This is a genomic window from Bradyrhizobium nanningense (genome assembly GCF_004114535.1).
Classification (GTDB): Bacteria; Pseudomonadota; Alphaproteobacteria; order Rhizobiales; family Xanthobacteraceae; genus Bradyrhizobium; species Bradyrhizobium nanningense.
The window spans coordinates 192,659-208,462 of sequence record NZ_LBJC01000007.1 but is presented as its reverse complement, the minus strand read 5'-3'; the positions used below and the strand labels follow the sequence as shown (position 1 = coordinate 208,462).

The following is a 15,804-nucleotide window of genomic DNA, read 5'->3' as shown; positions in this document are numbered from 1 at the left end:
GAAGCAATCCAGACTGCCGCCGCGGATATATTTCTGGATTGTTTCGCTTCGCTCGCAATGACGACATTGAAGCAGGGGGACTACATTTCGATGTCATCCAAGAACCGTCTGGACCCGATCCCGCATCCGCCGACCAAGCCGGTGGTCGGCAACATGTTGTCGCTGGATTCGGTCGCCCCCGTGCAGCACCTGACACGGCTCGCCAAGGAGCTCGGCCCGATCTTCTGGCTCGACATGATGGGCTCGCCGATCGTGGTCGTCTCCGGACATGATCTCGTCGACGAGCTCTCCGACGAGAAGCGCTTCGACAAGACGGTGCGCGGCGCGCTGCGGCGCGTGCGTGCGGTCGGGGGCGATGGCCTGTTCACGGCCGATACCAAAGAACCGAACTGGAGCAAGGCGCACAACATCCTGCTGCAGCCGTTCGGCAACCGCGCCATGCAGTCCTATCACGCAAGCATGGTCGATATCGCCGAGCAGCTCGTCCAGAAATGGGAGCGGCTCAACGCCGACGACGAGATCGACGTCGTTCACGACATGACCGCGCTGACGCTGGACACGATCGGCCTATGCGGCTTCGACTATCGCTTCAATTCGTTCTACCGGCGCGACTACCATCCCTTCGTCGAGTCGCTGGTGCGCTCGCTCGAAACCATCATGATGACCCGCGGCCTGCCGTTCGAGCAGCTCTGGATGCAGAAGCGCCGCAAGACGCTCGCTGAGGACGTCGCCTTCATGAACAAGATGGTCGACGAGATCATCGCCGAGCGACGCAAGAGCGCGGAGGGGATCGACGACAACAAGGACATGCTGGCCGCGATGATGACCGGCGTCGATCGCGCGACCGGCGAGCAGCTCGACGACGTCAACATCCGCTACCAGATCAACACGTTCCTGATCGCGGGCCACGAGACCACCAGCGGCCTTTTGTCCTACACGCTTTATGCGATGCTCAAGCATCCGGAGATCCTCAGGAAGGCCTATGACGAGGTCGATCGCGTCTTCGGACCCGATGTCGATGCGAAGCCCACCTATCAGCAGGTGACGCAGCTCACCTACATCACGCAGATCCTGAAAGAAGCGCTGCGGCTGTGGCCGCCCGCGCCGGCCTACGGCATCTCGCCGCTGAACGACGAGACCATCGGCGGCGGCAAGTACAAGCTTCGGAAAGGCACGTTCACCACGATCCTGGTGACCGCACTGCATCGCGATCCCTCCGTCTGGGGACCGAATCCCGATGCCTTCGATCCCGAGAATTTCAGCCGTGAGGCGGAGGCGAAGCGGCCGATCAATGCCTGGAAGCCGTTCGGCAATGGCCAGCGCGCCTGCATCGGACGCGGCTTTGCGATGCACGAGGCCGCGCTCGCCCTCGGCATGATCCTGCAGCGCTTCAAGCTGATCGATCATCAGCGCTACCAGATGCACCTGAAGGAGACCCTGACCATCAAGCCGGAAGGCTTCAAGATCAAGGTGCGCCCGCGCGCCGATCGCGAGCGCGGTGTTTATGGCGGGCCCGTTGCGGCTGCACCCTCAGCGCCAAAGGCGCAGCGCAAGCCCACCACGCGGCCCGGTCACAACACGCCGATGCTGGTGCTTTACGGCTCCAATCTCGGCACCGCCGAGGAGCTCGCGACGCGCATGGCGGACCTTGCCGAGATCAACGGCTTTGCCGTGCATCTCGGACCGCTCGACGATTACGTCGGCAAGCTGCCGCAGGAGGGCGGCGTGCTGATCATCTGCGCCTCCTACAACGGCGCGCCGCCTGATAACGCGACGCAGTTCGTCAAATGGCTTGGCGGCGACTTGCCGAAGGATGCCTTTGCCGGTGTGCGTTATGCCGTGTTCGGTTGCGGCAACAGCGACTGGGCCGCGACCTATCAATCGGTGCCGCGCCTGATCGACGAGCAATTGTCGAAGCATGGCGCGCGCGCGGTCTATCCGCGCGGCGAAGGCGATGCGCGCAGCGATCTCGACGGCCAGTTCCAGAAATGGTTTCCAGCAGCCGCCCAGGTCGCGACCAAGGAATTCGGCATCGACTGGAATTTTACGCGGACCGCGGAGGACGATCCGCTCTATGCGATCGAGCCGGTGGCCGTGACCGCGGTCAACACCATCGTGGCCCAGGGCGGAGCGGTGGCGATGAAGGTGTTCGCCAACGACGAGCTTCAAAACAAGGCTGGACCCAATCCGTCGGAGCGCTCGACGCGTCATATCGAGGTGCAGCTGCCGTCCAACGTCAGCTACCGCGTCGGCGATCACCTCAGTGTCGTCCCGCGCAACGATCCGACGCTAGTCGATTCGGTGGCCCGCCGTTTCGGCTTCCTGCCAGCCGACCAGATCAGGCTGCAGGTTGCCGAGGGACGCCGCGCGCAATTGCCGGTAGGCGATGCGGTGTCGGTTGGCCGCCTGCTCAGCGAGTTCGTCGAGCTGCAGCAGGTCGCGACGCGCAAGCAGATCCAGATCATGGCGGAGCACACGCGATGCCCTGTCACCAAGCCGAAGCTGCTGGCCTTCGTCGGCGAGGAGACGGAGCCGCTCGAGCGTTATCGCGCCGAGATCCTTGCCAAACGCAAATCGGTGTTCGACCTGCTGCTCGAATATCCCGCCTGCGAGCTGCCGTTCCATGTCTATCTGGAGATGCTCTCGCTGCTGGCGCCGCGCTATTACTCGATCTCGTCCTCGCCGTCGGTCGATCCGTCGCGCTGCAGCGTCACGGTCGGCGTGGTCGAGGGGCCGGCTGCTTCCGGCCGCGGGGTCTACAGGGGCATCTGCTCGAACTATCTCGCCAATCGTCGGGCGGGCGACGCGATCTACGCGACCGTGCGCGAGACCAAGGCCGGGTTCCGACTTCCCGACGATCCGGCGGTGCCGATCATCATGATCGGCCCGGGCACCGGCCTTGCGCCGTTCCGCGGCTTCCTCCAGGAGCGCGCCGCGCGCAAGGCGAAGGGCGCCGCGCTCGGGCCATCGATGCTGTTCTTCGGCTGCCGCCATCCCGATCAGGATTTTCTCTATGCGGAGGAGCTGCAGGTGCTTGCCGCAAGCGGCATCACCGAGCTGTTCACCGCGTTCTCTCGCGCCGACGGACCGAAGACCTATGTGCAGCACGTGCTTGCCGCGCAGAAGGACAAGGTCTGGCCGCTGATCGAGCAGGGCGCGATCATCTATGTCTGCGGCGACGGCGGCAAGATGGAGCCCGACGTGAAGGCGGCCCTCGTTGCGATCCATCGCGAGAAGAGCGGCAGCGACGCGACCGCCAGTGCGCGGTGGATCGACGAGATGGGGACGAAGAACCGCTATGTGCTCGACGTCTGGGCGGGAGGGTAGGCGAGGATCACCCTGTAGCCCGTATGAGCGAAGCGACATCCGGGATTTCGCCTCACGAGCGGTCCCGGGTATCGCTTCGCTCACCCGGGCTACGAATTATTCGTGCTAAACGTCAGGGATGATTCCCTGGGAAAAGCTCGACACCGCAAAAATCCCCGGCTCCGACGAGGAGCTCCGCCTGATGCGGCGGGGTAAGGAGTTTTCCATCAAGCTCGGCACCAACGAGCTGATGAACAATCGCTTGTCCGGCTCGGAGGCCGCGCTGGCGACGCTCGCGGCGAAGCAAATCGAGAAGGTTGCCAAGCCCGTCGTCCTGATCGGCGGCCTCGGCATGGGCTTTACGCTGCGTGCGGCGCTCACTGTGCTTGGGCCCAAGGCGAAGATCGTGGTGTCCGAACTGGTACCGGCGGTGGTGGCCTGGGCGAAAGGTCCGATGGCTGAGGTCTTCGGCGACAGCCTCGACGATGCCAGGGTGAACGTCCGGGAGATCGACGTCGGTGAAATCATCCGCGCGCAGCGGTCGGCCTTCGACGCCATTCTCCTCGACGTCGACAACGGGCCGGAAGGGCTGACCCGCAAGTGCAATGATGCGCTCTACAGTGCGAGCGGGCTCTCGGCGGCGAAGGCGGCGCTGCGGCCGGCCGGCGTGCTCGCGGTCTGGTCGTCGGGACCCAACCCCGCCTTCACCAGGCGTCTCCGTACCGCCGGCTTCGACGTGAATGAAGTCAATGTCCGCGCCACCGGACGAGGCGGTGGCGCGCGCCACGTGATCTGGATCGCGCGGAAGGCTTAGGCGGCCTGTGCAGCCGCGCCATGCGCGTGCTTGTCGATGGCGCCGATGATCTCGGGCCAGAAGCGCATCGGTAGGGCGTGCCCCATGCCTTCGATCATCAACAATTTTGCGTTCGGGATTGACGCCGCCGTGTCCTTGCCGCCCTCCGGCCGCACCAGCGGATCGGCGGTGCCGTGAATGACCAGTGTCGGTGTCTTCACGGCGTGCAGCCTTTCCTTGCGGCTGCCGGACGCCAGCACGGCGCGGAGCTGTCGGCCGACGCCGGCCGGATTGAGTCCGCGCGCGAACACGCGCTCGGCACGCTCAGCGTCGAGCGCTTCCTCCTCCGGAAAATGTCCGGCGCGGAGGACCTTCCAGGTCTGGCCGTAGCGGACCATGAATTCCTCCTTGCTGCGCGGTGGCGGCGCCATCAGCATCGCGGCAGCCTCGCGCGACGGCGGCGGTATGCGCGGATTGCCTGTCGTCGACATGATCGATGTCAACGAGCGGACCCGGTGCGGAAACGACAGCGCCGCCTCCTGCGCGATCATGCCGCCCATGGACGCCCCGACCAGATGCGCCGATTTGATGCCGAGCGCATCCATCAGCCCGACCGTGTCCTTCGCCATGTCGATCAGTCTGTAGGTCGCGGCGACGGGAATCCTGAGGAAGCGCAGCTTCAGCAGCTCGAGCGGCGTCAGGCGCTTGCCGCCGATGAGATGGCTGGATTTGCCGATATCGCGGTTGTCGAAGCGGATCACGCGGAAACCGCGCGCGGCGAGCTGCTCGCAGAACGCATCGTCCCAGTGGATCATCTGCGCTCCGAGCCCCATGATCAGCAGCAGCGGTTCGGCATTGTCGTTGCCAAAAATCTCGTAGCAGATGTCGATGCCGTTGGCGCGGACGGTCTGGGGCGGCTGATGGGTGGTCACGGGTCCCTCCTGCTGATCGATGCTGTATCGCACGGTTTGCCGCAACAAAGAAGCTGTGCGCGACACCGGGCCTCTGCTTCCCGGTTGACCACTCCCCCGCAACGGTGTCGTATGGCGGAAAAGAAAGGGCATCGAAGCTCTCGATTTCAGGAGGACGCCGATGACCGACAAGATCAACGACCCCGTCGCCATGTGGCAGAAGATGGTCGGCGAGATGGAGAAGGGGTTCAACTCTTTCGCCAATCAAGCCATGTCGTCGCCAGAATTTTCACAGGCGATGAACCGTGCGGGCGGTGCTGCTGCAGGTGCTCAGAAGCAGCTCGGCGAGCTCATGGAGAAATACCTCGTCACGATGAACCTGCCGAGCCGGGAGCAGGTCACCGGTCTTGCGGAGCGGCTGCAGTCGATCGAGGCTCAGATCGGCGAGATGAAGTCGATGTTGAGCCAGATGGCGGCGAGTTCCGGCATCACGCAAGGCTTCGATAGCGCGCCGCGGCCGCCGCGCACCAAGCGTCCGCCCTCCGAGAACGGAGAGCCGACATGAATGCGCCGGCGGGACTTGATTTCGCGTCCATCCCGGAACGCATCCAGTCCGAGGTGCAGCGCGCAATCCAGCGCAGCATCAAGGGTGTCGAGTATTTCTCGACCTCGGGACCTTCGCTCGGCTCGACGCCGAAGGACGTGCTGCATTCGCGCGGCACCATGAACCTCTATCACTACCGGCCGATGTCGGACGAGATCTACCGCGTGCCGGTGCTGATCGTGATGGCGACCACCAACCGCGGCTACATCCTCGACCTCGTCCCCGGGCAGAGCTTCATCGAGTTCCTGCTCAAGCGCGGTTATGACGTCTACATGCTCGACTGGAGCGCGCCGCGGCCCGAGGAAAAGAGCCTGCGGATGGAGGACTATGTCCTCGACTTCATCCCGGATTGCGTCCGCCGCGTGCAAGCCGATTCCGGCGAGCAGGACGTCTCCGTCATCGGCTACTGTTTCGGCGGCGTGCTGTCGCTGCTCTACGGCTCGATCCACAAGGACGGGCCGATGAAGAACCTGATCTGCTTCACCACCCCGATCGACTTCCGCGAGATGAAGCTGTTCTCGAACTTTTCCGACCGTCGCTATTTCGACGTCGACCATCTCGTCGACAGCGTCGGCAACGTGCCGCCGGAAATGATCCTGTCCTCGTTCGAGATGCTGCGCCCGGCCTCGCGCACGGTGAGCCAGATCCAGCTTTGGGAGAACATCTGGAACGACGAGTTCGTCAAGTCGTATCGCATGTTCGACCGCTGGGCGACCGACACGCTGCCGCTCGCGGGCGAATATTTCCGCACCATTACCAAGGACCTGATGTGGGACAACAAGCTGTTCAACGACACCATGTCGGTCGGCGGCCGTGCGGCGAAGCTCGAAGACATCAAGGTGCCGATCCTGCATGCGGTCGCCGAGCACGACCACATCGTGCCGTATGAGGCCGCCAAGCACCTGATCGCGAAGATTGGATCTGCGGACAAGGAAGAGGTGATGCTGAAGGGCGGTCACGTCTCGCTGGTCGCGGGTGCCAACGCCGTGAAGCGGCTATGGCCGAAACTGGATTCCTGGCTGGGAAAGAGGTCGACATGAGCGAGCAGCGTTCTTATCCGCGCCACGTCAAGACGGACGCCGGCGATATCGAGATTCGCCTGATGGCACCTTCGGACGAGGCCGCAGTGCTCGCGTTCGGTAAGGGCCTGCCGACCCACGACTTGCTGTTCCTGCCTCGCAATATCAGCGAGCCGAAGGTGCTGTCGGCCTGGATCAAGGAGATCGAGCGCGGCGCGATCACGAGCCTGCTCGCGGTCAAGGACGGCAAGGTCGTCGGCTGCGGCACGCTGGTGCGCGATCCCCATTCCTGGTCGCCCCATGTCGGCGAGATCCGCATGGTGGTCTCGCTCGATGTGCGCGGGAAGGGGGTGGGGCGGGCGCTGTCGCAGGAGACCTTTGCGCTCGCGCTCGGGGCGGGCCTGGAAAAGCTCTCGGTTCAGATGACAGTCGACCAGCAGGCGGCGATCACCGTGTTCGAGAGCCTCGGCTTCAAGGCCGAAGCCTTGCTGCGGGACCACGTCCGGGACGTCGACGGCAAGACCCACGACATCGTGGTGCTCGGTCACAACATCGCGCAGGTCCAGGCCCAGATGGAAGCCTACGGGCTGCCGGGCGCGGTGCAGCACTAGAGGCCGCCCCAGAAGGCGGCTCGCGCCGTCGGAGGCCAAGTGGCCAGGGAGGCATCAGGATGCCTCCTATTAGGTCGTTCACGATTTCGTGATATCGCGCTGCAATATGTATATTGCATCGCACAATTAACTGTGCCATATAAGTCATGCCCCGGGCCAATGCGGACGGGGTGAGCCCATAGCTCAGACCAATGAGGATGGAGAGAACCCCATGACCGCTGAAACCAACACCGCTTTCGAGGGCTTCAAGGACGCTTTCAAGAACATCCAGAATCTGGAAGTTCCCGAGGCCGCCCGCGAGTTCGTCAAGAAGACCGCCAACACCGCCAAGGACCGTGCTGCCGAGGCTTTCGCAGGCTCGGAGCGCGTGACCGCCGCCGTCGAGAACGCGGTGACCGAATCCGTTGCCGAGGCCGGCAAGATCAGCCGCAACATCCAGCAGGCGATCTACGAGGACGCCGAGGCGTTCTTCTCGAGCATCGACAAGCTGGCGTCCGCCAAGTCGTTCAGCGAGGCCGTCGAGATCCAGTCGGGCCTGCTCCGTTCGCGTGGCGAAGTGTTCGTCTCGCGTGCCAAGGCGACCGCCGACTATTTCGGCAAGCTCGCTGCTAATGGTGCGAAGTCCGCCCAGGACAATTTTGCCAAGGTCTACAACAAGACCGCCTGATCCGGCGCCCTGCGCAGAAACTGGAATTTGAGGCCCGCTTCGGCGGGCCTTTTGTTTTTGGTTTGCGTTCCCCGGATGCAGTGCAGCGCGCCGCCTGGCGATGCGAAGCGTCGTCCAGGTGGCGTGGTGCACTGCTGATCCGGGGTCCACGCTGGGTCCCGGCTCTGCGGCGCATCGCTTCGCGCTGCACCGCGTCCGGGACACGGGAAGATCGACGCGCTAAGTATCTACAATGAACGCACCCGCCACCTTGTCCTTCGACACCCCCGGCGATGCCGACCGCGCGGCCGAACTGCGCCGCGTCAAGGCGCTGGCGATGCTGGTGCTGGCGTCGACGCTTGCGCTCTTCATCGTCGCAAAATGGCTCCTGCCGGTGCATCCCGTCTTTGGCTTCATCGCCGCCTTCGCGGAAGCCGCGACCATCGGCGGCCTCGCCGACTGGTATGCCGTGGTCGCACTGTTCAAGCGGCCGCTGGGCCTGCCGATCCCGCATACCGCGATCATCCAGAGCAATCAGGCCCGCATTGCCGACAAGCTCGGCGAATTCATCCAGGTGCATTTCCTCGAGGCAGGTCCCGTCGAGGCCAAGTTGAACGAGATCGATTTCGGCTCCTTCGTGGCCGACTGGCTGCGCGACCGCAAGCGCAGCGATGATCTTGCGCGCTTCGCGCTGCGGCTGTTGCCCGAGGCCGTCTCGGCGACGGAGAGCTCGGGCCTGATGACCTTCATCATCCGCCGCATGTCATCGCAGGTCCAGGCGATCGATCTTGCGCCGCTTGCCGCCGGCACGCTGCGCGGCTTCGTGGCGGAGGGACGCCACCAGATCCTGTTCGACGATCTCCTGCGCGTGATGCACGAGACGCTGACCCAGAAAGAGACGATGGGGATGATCCGCGAGAAAGTACGCGCGGAGTTGCCGACCCTGCTCCGGCTCTATCGCGCAGACAAGTTTCTGGTGAACAAGATCGTGGCATCGGCGACCGCGTTCTTCAACGAGGTGCGCAGCGATGCCAAGCATCCGTTCCGCGGCGAGTTCGACCGCATGGTGCTGAGCTTCGTCGACCGGCTCGGCACCGATCAGGCCTATATCGACCGCATCGACGGCTTGAAGCGTGACCTGCTGGCGCGGCCCGAGCTCGCGGATCTCGCCCGTACCGTCTGGGCCAACACGCGCTCCTTCATCGAGCGCAGCGCCTCAGGCGAAACTCAGGTGCTGCAGCATCATCTCGCCGGCATGTTCGTCGCGGCAGGCGAAGCGCTCGCGGGCGATGCCGAGCTGCGCGGCGAGATCAACAAGGGCCTGGTGACGGTGCTGCGCAGCTTCGTCGCCGACCAGAAGAGCGGCGTTTCGATCTTCATCTCCGATCAGGTCAAGGCGTGGGATATGGCGCAGCTGATTTCGCTGATCGAAATCAACATCGGGCGCGACCTGCAATACATCCGCTTCAACGGCTCGCTGATCGGCGGCCTCGCCGGGCTCGCGCTCTACTCCGTAGAATTCCTGCTTCGATGGCTGTGACTTTTGCGTCACGGCCGTTAGCATTAACGCGCGGGCCTATTGTCGCCCCGCATCTCTCCCGCTTGAATGTCGGGAACCGGCCGCCTAGCTGATTCATGTTGCGCTGCGGAACGATCAAGAAGCCGGCGTATTGGAATTCATGCCCATTTGCCGGCCATCGCGGCCGGCGTCTTCCCAGGGGAAACATTGATGACCGCTACTGCCCAGACGCTGCGCCCGCCGTCCAGAACTCTGATGTTTCTGGAAGGGCGCGCGATCCACGAGTTCGGCGCATTCCTCGGCGCGCTGCCGCTGCTGAGCCTCGCGCCGCGTGGCGACGGGCATCCGGTTTTGGTCCTGCCGGGCCTGGTGGCGTCCGATGCGTCGACGCGCGCGCTGCGCGGGTTTCTGACCAGCAAGGGCTACGCGGTGAGCGGCTGGCGCCAGGGCCGCAATTACGGCCTGCGCGACGGCGTGCAGCACGCGATGGTCGATCTGGTCCAGGAGCTCAACGAGACCCACGGCCGCAAGATCAGTCTTGTGGGCTGGAGCCTAGGTGGCCTCTATGCACGGCAGCTCGCCAAGATGATGCCCGAGCACGTGCGCCAGGTGATTACGCTCGGCAGCCCCTTCGCCGGCAATCCACGCTCCACCAACGCCTGGCGCGTCTATGAATGGGCGAGCGGTCGGAAGTCTGACGAGGTCGATCCGCAGTTCGGCGGCGAGCTCGCCGTCCCGCCGCCGGTGCCGACCACCGCCATCTTCAGCCGCACCGACGGCGTCTGCGCCTGGCAGGGCTGCATGGAGAAGACGGGAGCGCAGACCGAGAGCATCGAGGTCGAGAGCAGCCATTGCGGCATGGGCCATCATCCCGCCGTGGTCTACGCGGTGGCCGACCGCCTCGCACAGAAGGAAGGCCAGTGGCGTCCGTTCGATCGCAGCGGCTGGCGCAGCCTGGCTTATCCCGATCCGCATCGGTAGTTTCTTCGCCTCTCCCCGCAAGCGGGGAGAAGGAGAAGTAGCGGCGTCGCTCCCGTCCATTGTCGCGCCCGCACCAAACGCGCTATGCCTCGCGCATGGCGCATCCGCTCTCTCGCATCATCGACCAGCTCAAGCGCGAACCGTCGCGCACTGGCTCCATCGTCATCACCGTGTTCGGCGATGCCATCGTGCCGCGCGGCGGCGTGGTGTGGCTCGGCACACTGCTGGAATTCTTCGAGAGTCTGGACATCGACAATGGGGTCGTCCGCACCGCGATGTCGCGGCTTGCGGCAGATGGTTGGCTTACCCGGGAGAAGGTCGGTCGCAACAGTTTCTATCGGCTTGCCGATAAGGGACGCCAGACCTTTGAAGCTGCCACGCGCCACATCTACGATCCGCCGCCGTCTGACTGGACCGGACGCTTCGAGCTGCTCCTGATCGGCAACGGCGAGGATCGTGACGTCTCGCGCGAAGCGCTTCGCAACGCCGGCTTCGGCAGTCCGTTGCCGGGGGTTTGGGTTGCGCCGTCGGGCGTGCCGGTGCCGGAAGAAGCCGCGGGCGCCATCCGTCTCGAGGTCTCGGCGGAGGATGACAGCGGGCGTCGTCTGCTCAGTGCGAGCTGGCCGCTGAATCGCACCGCGGACGCTTATCTGAAATTCATGAAAACGTTCGAGCCGCTGCGCGCCGCGATCGCGCGCGGCACGGCTTTGTCTGAGGCCGACGCCTTCACCGCGCGCATCCTGCTGATCCACTATTATCGCCGTGTCGTGCTGCGCGATCCCTTGCTGCCCGAAAGCTTATTGCCGGCGGACTGGCCGGGCAGGGCGGCCCGCGAGCTTTGCGGTGAGATCTATCGCGCGCTGCTCGCTCCATCCGAGCAATGGCTCGATGGTCATGGAACCAACGAAAAGGGGCCATTGCCGCCGGCGCGAAAACTCCTGGAACGAAGGTTCGAGGCCTGATCTTTATGTTACAGAAATATCTTGCATGAGCTAATTCTTGTTATATATTGCCTCTCAATTCATCGGGAGGATGCGCATGTATACCCAGGCGCTCAACACGGCCGAGACCGACGACCGCGGTCTGGAAGACGCAGCCAAGGCTGCGCAATTCCAGGCCCGCATCGACGCCGAGGAGCGCATCGAGCCGAACGACTGGATGCCGGCGGCCTATCGCAAGACGCTCACCCGCCAGATCTCCCAGCACGCCCATTCCGAGATCGTGGGCATGCTGCCGGAAGGCAATTGGATCACGCGCGCACCGACGCTGCGCCGCAAGGCCGCGCTGCTCGCCAAGGTGCAGGACGAGTGCGGCCACGGCCTCTATCTCTACGCCGCCGCCGAGACGCTCGGCGCCTCGCGCGAGGAGCTGGTCGACGCGATGCTCGCAGGGAAGGCCAAGTATTCCTCGATCTTCAATTATCCGACGCTGACCTGGGCCGATATCGGCACCATCGGCTGGCTGGTCGACGGCGCCGCGATCATGAACCAGATCCCGCTGTGCCGCTGCTCCTACGGTCCCTATGCGCGCGCGATGATCCGGGTCTGCAAGGAGGAGTCCTTCCACCAGCGCCAGGGCTACGAGATCATGCTGACGCTGTGCCGCGGCTCGGACGAGCAGAAGGCGATGGCGCAGGATGCGCTGAATAGATGGTGGTGGCCGGTGCTGATGATGTTCGGCCCGCCCGATGCCACGAGCCAGCACAGCGACACCTCGACCCGATGGAAGATCAAGCGCTTCTCCAATGACGAGCTGCGCCAGAAGTTCGTCGATGCCACCGTGCCGCAGGCGCAATATCTCGGTCTCACCATTCCCGATCCCGGCATGATTCAGGACGCCGAGGGACACTGGCGCTACAGCGAGATCGACTGGGCCGAATTCAAGCAGGTGCTCGCCGGCAACGGCCCTTGCAATCGCGACCGCATGGCGGCGCGCCGCAAGGCGCATGAAGACGGCGCCTGGGTGCGCGAGGCGGCCGCAGCCTATGCCGCGAAGCGCACGCAGCGTCAGACCGCGCAAGCCGCCGAATAGGGAGATCGAGATGGCCACGCCGAACACGCCGCTGTGGGAAGTCTTCATTCGCAGCCGCAACGGGCTCGCGCACAAGCATGTGGGATCGCTGCATGCGAGCGACGCCACGATGGCGGTGCAGGCCGCCCGCGACATCTACACCCGCCGCGGCGAAGGCCTGTCGATCTGGGTCGTGCCGTCCAGCGCGATCACCGCGAGCGATCCCGCTGAGAAGGCCATGATGTTCGAGCCGGCGGAATCGAAGATCTACCGGCATCCGACGTTTTACGAGGTGCCCGAGGAAGTGGGGCATATGTGATGGCGACCGCCAACATCGAGGTCTCCGAAACGCCTCTGGTGCTGTACGCGCTGCGCCGCGCCGACGATGCGCTGATCCTCGGCCATCGGCTGTCGGAATGGTGCGGGCACGCGCCGATGCTGGAAGAGGATATGGCGCTCTCCAACATCGCGCTCGACCTGATCGGCCAGGCGCGCGAGCTCTACAGCTACGCGGCCAAGGCGGAAGGCGGGGACAACGACGAGGACAAGCTCGCTTACTTGCGTGATGTCAGGCAGTACCGAAACCTGCTGCTGGTCGAGCAGCCCAACGGCGACTTCGCCCAGACCTTGGTGCGGCAGTTTTTCTATTCCGCCTTTGCCGACCTCTACTGGCGCGCGATGATGACCTCGCGCGACACGACGCTGGCCGCGATCGCCGCCAAGTCGGAGAAGGAGAGCGCCTATCATCTGCGCCACGCCTCGGAGTGGCTCATCCGGCTCGGCGACGGCACTGATGAGAGCCATGCCCGCGCGCAAGCCGCGATCGATCACCTCTGGGCCTTCACTGGCGAGATGTTTGCCGTCGATGACGGCGCGCGTGGTCTGATCCATGCCGGCATCGCCGTCGATCCCGGTCCGTTACGCGGCCGCTGGCTGCAGACGATTACCGATGTCGTCAGCGAAGCCACCCTGGTCCTGCCGCAGAACGACTGGATGCAGCAGGGCGGCCGCGCGGGCCGCCACAGCGAGCATCTCGGCCATCTCCTGTCCGAGCTGCAATCGATACAGCGCACCTTTCCGGGGTTGACATGGTGAGCGTGCTGGAGCGCGACAGCGAGCTGCGCCGGCGCGCCTGGGACGCCGCGGCGAGCGTGGTCGATCCGGAGATACCCGTCTTGACCATCGCCGATCTCGGCGTGCTCCGCGATGTCGTCGTCGACGGCGACCATGTCGAGGTTGCGATCACCCCGACCTATTCGGGCTGTCCGGCCATGAATATGATCGCGCTCGAAATCGAGATCGCGCTGGAGCGCGCTGGTTTCCATCATCCGACGGTGCGAACCGTGCTGTCGCCGGCCTGGACCACCGACTGGATGAGCGAGGAGGGGCGCCAAAAGCTGCGCGCCTATGGCATCGCGCCGCCGCAGGCCGCGAGCTCGCGCCGCGCGCTGTTCGGCGCGCAGGCCGTGGCCTGCCCGCAATGCGGCTCGGAAAACACCGAGCTGCTCTCCGAATTCGGCTCGACCTCCTGCAAGGCGCTGTGGCGCTGCAGATCGTGCCGCGAACCTTTTGACTATTTCAAGTGTCATTGAGGCACACAATGCCAACCCCATCGTCATTGCGAGCGCAGCGAAGCAATCCAGTCTGCTTCTGTGGTGACACTCTGGATTGCTTCGTCGCAAGGGGTCCTCGCAATGACGGCGGAGAGACCAATGTAGGATATCTCTGATGTCAGCAGCCGCACCACGCTTCCATCGCCTGGCCGTCCGCGACCTCCGCCGCGAGGCATCCGACGCCGTCTCGATGACCTTCGCCATTCCCGGCGAGCTCGCGCGCGATTACGCCTTCACGCCCGGCCAGTATCTCACGCTCCGCACCACGCTGGACGGAGAGGAGGTGCGCCGCTCTTATTCGATCTGCTCCGGCCCCGACGATGGCGAGATCCGCATCGCCGTGAAGAAGGTCGACGGCGGCGCGTTTTCGAGCTGGGCAGCCGAAGAGCTCAAATGCGGCGACGAGCTCGACGTGATGACGCCGACCGGGCGCTTCGGCGTGGTCCCGCCGGCAGACCGGGCGCGCGTTCATGTCGGCTTCGCCGCAGGCTCCGGCATCACCCCGATCCTGTCGATCATCAAGGCCGTGCTTGCGCGCGAGCCGGACAGCCGCTTCTTCCTGTTCTACGGCAACCGCACCACCGACAACATCATGTTCCTCGAAGCGCTCGAGGAGCTGAAGGACCGCTTCATCGATCGTCTCTCGATCTTCCACGTCATCTCCGGCGAGGAGCAGGACATCCCGATCCTGCATGGCCGGCTCGACGGCGACAAAGCGAGGGTGCTGCTGCGCTCGCTGGTGCCCGCGGCCAGCGTCGATCATCTCTATATTTGCGGGCCGCTTGGCATGAGCGAGGACATCGAGGCAACCTGCCGCGAGCTCGGCATCGTGCAAGACCGCATCCACGTCGAGCGCTTCGTCTCCGAATTCGGCGGCAAGCCGCGGCCGAAGAAAGTGTTTGCGCCCGATGCGCCGCCGAAAGCGATCGCCTCGCTGATCATCGACGGCAAGCGCCGCGACGTGCCGGTGGCCGAGGACGAGGCGATCCTCGATGCCGCGCTGCGCGCCGGCGTCGATCTACCCTTTGCCTGCAAGGGCGGCATGTGCTCGACCTGCCGCGCCAAGCTGGTCGAGGGCGAGGCGCCGATGGATATCAACTATTCGCTGGAGCCGTGGGAGCTGAAGGCGGGCTTCATCCTGACCTGCCAGGCCAAGCCGTCGTCGGAGCGCGTCGTGGTCGATTATGACCATGTCTGAGTAGGCGCATCAGACGCCGGCGATGCAAATGCGTCGCATTATTTGACAGTCTTGGCCAACCAGCAGAACATCATGTGCAAGCATTTGACCGGGAGAGGCGCGTGAACCTCAAAGCCGCTTTGTCGCCTGAGAATGTTGCCCGTGCCTGCGCTGACGCGATGTGGGCGGACGACGATGCCTCCAAGGGGCTCGGCATGGAGATCGTCGAGATCGGCCCGGGCTTCGCGACGCTCGCAATGACGGTGCGGCCGGACATGGTCAACGGCCAGCGCATCGCTCATGGCGGCTTCATCTTCACGCTCGCCGATTCCGCCTTCGCGTTCGCCTGTAACTCGCACAATGATCGCGTCGTTGCGGCGCAGGGACAGATCACCTTCATCAGGCCGGGCAAGCTCGGAGATCGTCTCGTTGCGAAGGCGCGCGAGATCACGCGCGCGGGGCGCTCCGGCATCTATGACGTGCGCGTCACCGTCGGCGACGCAACAATTGCGGAATTCCGCGGACATTCACGGGTCATCCCCGGCACGTGGCTGCCGACCGAAGAACCGTAAAATCAATAACACAATGAAAAGAAAACCGATGATGTGGGGAAA

General features: G+C 64.3%; 16 protein-coding genes. 15 read left to right on the top strand and 1 reads right to left on the bottom strand.

Annotated features, from left to right (window positions below; translation table 11 throughout):
• Positions 1–90 precede the first annotated feature (90 nt).
• Together XH84_RS04915 and XH84_RS04910 are read left to right on the top strand one after the other, a co-directional pair.
• Complete coding sequence (locus tag XH84_RS04915; RefSeq protein WP_128916971.1) at positions 91–3,327, top strand: bifunctional cytochrome P450/NADPH--P450 reductase; 3,237 nt, start codon at positions 91–93, stop codon at positions 3,325–3,327.
• Between the two features lie 118 nt (positions 3,328–3,445).
• Positions 3,446–4,120, top strand: a complete 675-nt coding sequence (locus XH84_RS04910) for a spermidine synthase (protein WP_128916972.1) — start codon at positions 3,446–3,448, stop codon at positions 4,118–4,120.
• Here the strand turns inward: XH84_RS04910 and XH84_RS04905 are convergent.
• Complete coding sequence (locus tag XH84_RS04905) at positions 4,117–5,031, bottom strand: alpha/beta fold hydrolase (RefSeq protein ID WP_128916973.1); 915 nt, start codon at positions 5,029–5,031, stop codon at positions 4,117–4,119. The two genes, XH84_RS04910 and XH84_RS04905, sit on opposite strands and share 4 nt — an antisense overlap.
• Before the next feature lie 160 nt (positions 5,032–5,191).
• Here XH84_RS04905 and XH84_RS04900 point away from each other — a divergent pair, with 160 nt between their 5' ends.
• The 13 genes from XH84_RS04900 (at position 5,192) to paaI (ending at position 15,762) form a co-directional block, all read left to right on the top strand.
• Positions 5,192–5,575 (top strand): hypothetical protein, encoded by a 384-nt coding sequence (locus XH84_RS04900; protein WP_128916974.1) that lies wholly within the window; start codon positions 5,192–5,194, stop codon positions 5,573–5,575.
• A complete protein-coding gene (locus tag XH84_RS04895) occupies positions 5,572–6,654 on the top strand; it encodes a PHA/PHB synthase family protein (protein WP_128916975.1) in 1,083 nt (360 codons plus the stop codon). The genes XH84_RS04900 and XH84_RS04895 overlap by 4 nt, the downstream gene beginning before the upstream one ends.
• A complete protein-coding gene (locus XH84_RS04890; protein ID WP_164935918.1) occupies positions 6,651–7,244 on the top strand; it encodes a GNAT family N-acetyltransferase in 594 nt (197 codons plus the stop codon). The genes XH84_RS04895 and XH84_RS04890 overlap by 4 nt, the downstream gene beginning before the upstream one ends.
• A gap of 211 nt (positions 7,245–7,455) precedes the next feature.
• Entirely contained in the window at positions 7,456–7,911 is a 456-nt protein-coding gene (locus tag XH84_RS04885) for a phasin (protein ID WP_128916977.1), read from the top strand.
• Between the two features lie 232 nt (positions 7,912–8,143).
• Positions 8,144–9,430, top strand: coding sequence for a DUF445 domain-containing protein (locus XH84_RS04880; RefSeq protein ID WP_128916978.1), 1,287 nt, complete (start codon positions 8,144–8,146; stop codon positions 9,428–9,430).
• A 189-nt stretch (positions 9,431–9,619) separates the two neighbouring features.
• Complete coding sequence (locus tag XH84_RS04875) at positions 9,620–10,390, top strand: esterase/lipase family protein (RefSeq protein ID WP_128916979.1); 771 nt, start codon at positions 9,620–9,622, stop codon at positions 10,388–10,390.
• A gap of 95 nt (positions 10,391–10,485) precedes the next feature.
• Complete coding sequence (gene paaX, locus XH84_RS04870) at positions 10,486–11,352, top strand: phenylacetic acid degradation operon negative regulatory protein PaaX (RefSeq protein ID WP_128916980.1); 867 nt, start codon at positions 10,486–10,488, stop codon at positions 11,350–11,352.
• Between the two features lie 76 nt (positions 11,353–11,428).
• Complete coding sequence (gene paaA, locus XH84_RS04865; RefSeq protein ID WP_164935919.1) at positions 11,429–12,421, top strand: 1,2-phenylacetyl-CoA epoxidase subunit PaaA; 993 nt, start codon at positions 11,429–11,431, stop codon at positions 12,419–12,421.
• A gap of 10 nt (positions 12,422–12,431) precedes the next feature.
• The gene (gene paaB / locus XH84_RS04860) at positions 12,432–12,719 is read left to right on the top strand and encodes a 1,2-phenylacetyl-CoA epoxidase subunit PaaB (protein ID WP_128916982.1); all 288 of its coding nucleotides are present in this window, start codon (positions 12,432–12,434) and stop codon (positions 12,717–12,719) included.
• Entirely contained in the window at positions 12,719–13,495 is a 777-nt protein-coding gene (paaC, locus tag XH84_RS04855; protein WP_164935920.1) for a 1,2-phenylacetyl-CoA epoxidase subunit PaaC, read from the top strand. The genes paaB and paaC overlap by 1 nt, the downstream gene beginning before the upstream one ends.
• Complete coding sequence (paaD, locus tag XH84_RS04850; protein WP_128916984.1) at positions 13,489–13,992, top strand: 1,2-phenylacetyl-CoA epoxidase subunit PaaD; 504 nt, start codon at positions 13,489–13,491, stop codon at positions 13,990–13,992. The genes paaC and paaD overlap by 7 nt, the downstream gene beginning before the upstream one ends.
• A 136-nt stretch (positions 13,993–14,128) precedes the next feature.
• Complete coding sequence (paaE, locus tag XH84_RS04845; RefSeq protein ID WP_128916985.1) at positions 14,129–15,211, top strand: 1,2-phenylacetyl-CoA epoxidase subunit PaaE; 1,083 nt, start codon at positions 14,129–14,131, stop codon at positions 15,209–15,211.
• 101 nt (positions 15,212–15,312) lie between these two features.
• Positions 15,313–15,762, top strand: a complete 450-nt coding sequence (gene paaI / locus XH84_RS04840; protein ID WP_164935921.1) for a hydroxyphenylacetyl-CoA thioesterase PaaI — start codon at positions 15,313–15,315, stop codon at positions 15,760–15,762.
• Positions 15,763–15,804 lie beyond the last annotated feature (42 nt).

Bases quoted from the DNA above. Each gene is read 5' to 3' on its own strand.
- XH84_RS04885 (WP_128916977.1), top strand. From the start codon at position 7,456: ATGACCGCTGAAACCAACACCGCTTTCGAGGGCTTCAAGGACGCTTTC.
- XH84_RS04890 (WP_164935918.1), top strand. From the start codon at position 6,651: ATGAGCGAGCAGCGTTCTTATCCGCGCCACGTCAAGACGGACGCCGGC.
- paaA (WP_164935919.1), top strand. From the start codon at position 11,429: ATGTATACCCAGGCGCTCAACACGGCCGAGACCGACGACCGCGGTCTG.
- XH84_RS04880 (WP_128916978.1), top strand. From the start codon at position 8,144: ATGAACGCACCCGCCACCTTGTCCTTCGACACCCCCGGCGATGCCGAC.
- paaX (WP_128916980.1), top strand. From the start codon at position 10,486: ATGGCGCATCCGCTCTCTCGCATCATCGACCAGCTCAAGCGCGAACCG.
- paaC (WP_164935920.1), top strand. From the start codon at position 12,719: ATGGCGACCGCCAACATCGAGGTCTCCGAAACGCCTCTGGTGCTGTAC.
- paaD (WP_128916984.1), top strand. From the start codon at position 13,489: ATGGTGAGCGTGCTGGAGCGCGACAGCGAGCTGCGCCGGCGCGCCTGG.
- XH84_RS04910 (WP_128916972.1), top strand. From the start codon at position 3,446: ATGATTCCCTGGGAAAAGCTCGACACCGCAAAAATCCCCGGCTCCGAC.
- paaE (WP_128916985.1), top strand. From the start codon at position 14,129: ATGTCAGCAGCCGCACCACGCTTCCATCGCCTGGCCGTCCGCGACCTC.
- paaB (WP_128916982.1), top strand. From the start codon at position 12,432: ATGGCCACGCCGAACACGCCGCTGTGGGAAGTCTTCATTCGCAGCCGC.
- XH84_RS04875 (WP_128916979.1), top strand. From the start codon at position 9,620: ATGACCGCTACTGCCCAGACGCTGCGCCCGCCGTCCAGAACTCTGATG.
- XH84_RS04915 (WP_128916971.1), top strand. From the start codon at position 91: ATGTCATCCAAGAACCGTCTGGACCCGATCCCGCATCCGCCGACCAAG.
- XH84_RS04900 (WP_128916974.1), top strand. From the start codon at position 5,192: ATGACCGACAAGATCAACGACCCCGTCGCCATGTGGCAGAAGATGGTC.
- XH84_RS04895 (WP_128916975.1), top strand. From the start codon at position 5,572: ATGAATGCGCCGGCGGGACTTGATTTCGCGTCCATCCCGGAACGCATC.